The sequence below is a fragment of the Protofrankia sp. Cas4 genome (assembly GCF_963555915.1).
In the GTDB taxonomy this organism is placed as follows: domain Bacteria; phylum Actinomycetota; class Actinomycetes; order Frankiales; family Frankiaceae; genus Protofrankia.
The window spans coordinates 1-3,552 of record NZ_CAUVXL010000220.1; the positions used below are offsets into that span (position 1 = coordinate 1).

Below are 3,552 nucleotides of genomic sequence, written 5' to 3' on the forward strand. Positions count from 1 at the left end.
CCGGTGCGGGTCAGCAGGCCATGCCGACGGGCGACGGCGGTGAGTAACGGATCCAGTGGACCCCAGTTGACCGATCGCTGGAGCTGGCACCGGTTCGCGCTCAGGAGAGTGAACTGGTCCACCACCCGGCGCCGGAGACCCGCGTATTCCGGTGGCGGAGCCAACAGCGTCGCGGTGATGTCATCGATATCGGTGATGTCGAGGAACCTCGCGGTCTCCCGACCGTCACGGCCGCTCCACCGCCGCCAACGCCCGGCGTTGCCCGGACCGAGGGGCGGCAATGTGACCACAGTGAGCGACAATACCCGTACCGGACAGACAGGCATGAAAGCGCCGGAGCAGAGATTGTGTTCCGCGGAGCGCAACGTCCGGGCCCTGCGCGCGCAACCCCTTGCGGAACAGCTGGAACCGACTCATAATCGAATACATGTTCGAAATCGATGTGGAGTCTGCCCCCCTCCACCAGCTCGAATCCGAGATCTGCGCCTGGGCCGGGCGGATCTCGGCGGCCATGTGCGCCTGGCTGCTGACCGTGGCTGCGTTCGACCGCCGCGAAGGCTGGAGCGGGGTCGGCATCCGCTCATGCGCACATTGGCTGTCCTGGAAATGCGGCGTCGGCCTGCGCACCGGCTACGAACATCTGCGCGTCGGGCATGCCCTCGAACAGCTCCCCGCGTTGCGGGAGGCGTTCGCTGCCGGTCGGCTGTCCTACGCCAAGGTCCGTGCCATCAGCCGCGTCGCAGACGTCGACACCGAGGCCGAATGGGTCCGCCAGGCCACGCACGCCACGGCTGGCCAGCTTGAGCGACTCGTCGCCGCCTACACCCGTCTACGCGGCGCCGACGGGCTGGAGCAAGTCGCCGCCCGACGCGCCCGACGCGCCTGCTTCTGGCGATGGGACGACGACGGCAGCCTCGTCGTCCACGCCCGCCTCGAACCTGAGGACGGCGCGCTCCTGATCAAAGCGATCGACGCCGCTCACACCAGCCTCACCGAAGGAGAAACGACGGAGACGCCTCCTCCCCGCGACCGGGCTGGAAACGCTGACGCGCTCACAGCCGTGGCTGCCGGCTTCCTCAGCAACGAGGCACCCCAGTTGGTCGACCCCGCCCGCTGGACCGTCAACATCCACGTCGACCAAGCCCTCCTGACCGGCGAAACCCCGCCCGAGGATGCGCGCGGCGACGTCGAACCCGGCATCGCGCTGCACCCGGAAACCATCCGGCGCCTCGCCTGCGACGCCACTGTGGCCAATCCGAACGCCGGCCGCCGCCACCGCACCGTCCCGAAAGCGCTGCGTCGCCTGCTGGAAGCTCGCGATCGCAGCACCTGCCAGTTCCCCGGCTGCGACCACACCAGATGGCTGCACGCCCACCACGCCATCCACTGGGCCGACGGCGGCCGGACTGACCTTGACAACCTCGTCCTGATCTGCAGCCACCACCACCATGCCCTACACGAAGCAGGGCTCACCATCATCATCAATCCCGACCAAACCATCACCGTACGTAAACCCGATGGAACCGTCATTCCATCCCAACACCCCACCACTGCCGGTTGTGAACCTCTCACCCGACTCAAGGAAGCCACCACGCACATCCACCCCACCTCGATCACTCCACAGTGGGCCGGCGAACCCCTTCACCTTCAGGACTCCATCACGGCGGTCCTCAACGTTGACCAGTGGCAAGACACGCACGGACGCCGCGAGCAATCTCCAGATCTTCGCGAGCCTCGACGATCAACGTCCGGACCGACGAGCCGGCGGCGGTGACGTCGGAGTCGGGGCCGGTATGGGCCTCGTTGCGCGCGGGGTCGACAGCCACGCCGAGAAAGCCGAGCCCGGCCACCGCGCCGGCACGCACCACCGGGGAGCGCTCCCCCACGCCGCCGGTGAAGACCAGCGTGTCGAGTCCGCCGAGGGCTGCGGCCATCGCCGCGATCTGCGCGCGCAGCCGGTGCAGGTAGACCGCCAGGGCCAGCGAGCCGTCAGGCTCGCCTGCGGCGGCACGGTCGACGACGGTACGCATGTCGGCGGTGCCGGCGAGCGCGAACAGGCCCGACCGATGGAACAGGGCGTCGGTGAGATCATCCGCGGACATGCCGACCGACGTCTGCAACCACAGCAACAGGCCCGGGTCGACCGTGCCGGAACGGGTGGACATCACCAGACCTTCCAACGGGGTGAACCCCATGGTCGTATCGATACCGACACCGTCGCAGACGGCGGCCAGCGATGCCCCCGACCCGAGGTGAGCCGTGACCACCCGACGTCCGCCGGTCAACGCCACCGCCCGCCGGGCCGCATACGCGTGGGACAGGCCGTGGAAGCCGTAGCGGCGCACGCCGAGATGATCACGCCAGTGCGCCGGCACCGCGTAGGTGGTCGCGGCGGGTGGCATCCGGGCGTGAAAGGCGGTGTCGAAGCAGGCAACCTGCACGACGTCGGGCACCGCGGCTCGCACCTGGGCCAGCGCTGCCAGCGCCGCCGGCTGGTGCAGCGGCGCCAGTGCGGTCAGCGCGGTCAGCTCCCTGGTCACCCGGTCGGTGACGACGACCGGATCGACGAACGCTGTTCCGCCGTGCACGATCCGGTGCCCGACTGCGCGCAGTGTGCCCAGCCGGGTCAGGTCACCGAGCGTCGTGCGGACCTCGTCCGGGTCCGGGCGGCCCACACGGGCACCGAGGTCGACCGCAGCCAGCACGGCGTCATCCGGCCCGAGGAGGCGAAGTTTCAGGCTGGACGACCCCGCGTTGACCACCAGGACGTTCACGGCACCGGCCAGTCTCAACGGGTCAGTACGGCCAGGTCCAGTCGGAGATCTCAGGCATGTCCTCGCCGACGTCGCGGGTGTACGCCCGGGCCGCAATACGCGCGTCCACCATCTTCTGCCGGACGTGCGCGGCGCGGGCGCCCAGGGCCGGAACCCGGTCGATGACGTCCATAACCAGATGGAAGCGGTCGAGATTGTTCATCATCGCCATGTCGAACGGCGTGGTGGTCGTGCCCTCTTCGATATACCCGCGGACGTGCAGGTTCCGGTGATTCGTCCGCCTGTACGTCAGGCGGTGGATCAGCCAGGGGTAACCGTGGTAGGCGAAGATGACCGGGCGGTCGGCGGTGAAGAGCGCATCGAACCGGGCGTGGGACATGCCGTGCGGATGCTCGTACTCATCCTGCAGACGCATCAGGTCGACGACGTTGACGACCCGGACCTTCAGCTCGGGGAAATCCTGCCGGAGGATGTCGACCGCGGCCAACGTCTCCAGGGTCGGAATGTCACCGGCGCAGGCCATGACGACATCCGGCATATCGGTGTCATCATTGCTGGCCCAGTCCCAGATACCGATGCCGCGGGTACAGTGGGCGACCGCTGCATCCATCGACAGGTAGTTCAACGCCGGCTGCTTTCCAGCGACGATGACGTTGATGTAATGCCGGCTTCGTAGGCAGTGATCCGCGACGCATAACAGCGTGTTCGCATCCGGCGGGAGATACACGCGGATTATCTCCGCCTTCTTGTTGACCACATGATCGATGAAGCCCGGGTC

General features: G+C 67.9%; 2 protein-coding genes and 2 pseudogenes. 1 reads left to right on the plus strand and 3 read right to left on the minus strand.

All coding sequences use genetic code 11. The annotated features are described in order from the left end of the window. Nucleotides 1–326, minus strand: a pseudogene (locus U9979_RS19940) (hypothetical protein); the annotation flags it as partial. A 101-nt stretch (nucleotides 327–427) separates the two neighbouring features. On the opposite strand from U9979_RS19940, the gene U9979_RS19945 reads away from it, so the two are divergent. Next, entirely contained in the window at nucleotides 428–1,774 is a 1,347-nt protein-coding gene (locus U9979_RS19945; protein ID WP_322780588.1) for an HNH endonuclease, read from the plus strand. On the opposite strand, the gene U9979_RS19950 is transcribed toward U9979_RS19945, so the two are convergent. After that, complete coding sequence (locus U9979_RS19950) at nucleotides 1,671–2,774, minus strand: acetate/propionate family kinase (protein WP_322780589.1); 1,104 nt, start codon at nucleotides 2,772–2,774, stop codon at nucleotides 1,671–1,673. The genes U9979_RS19945 and U9979_RS19950 overlap by 104 nt on opposite strands. Nucleotides 2,775–2,796: 22 nt before the next feature. Continuing rightward, nucleotides 2,797–3,552, minus strand: a pseudogene (locus tag U9979_RS19955) (phosphoketolase); the annotation flags it as partial.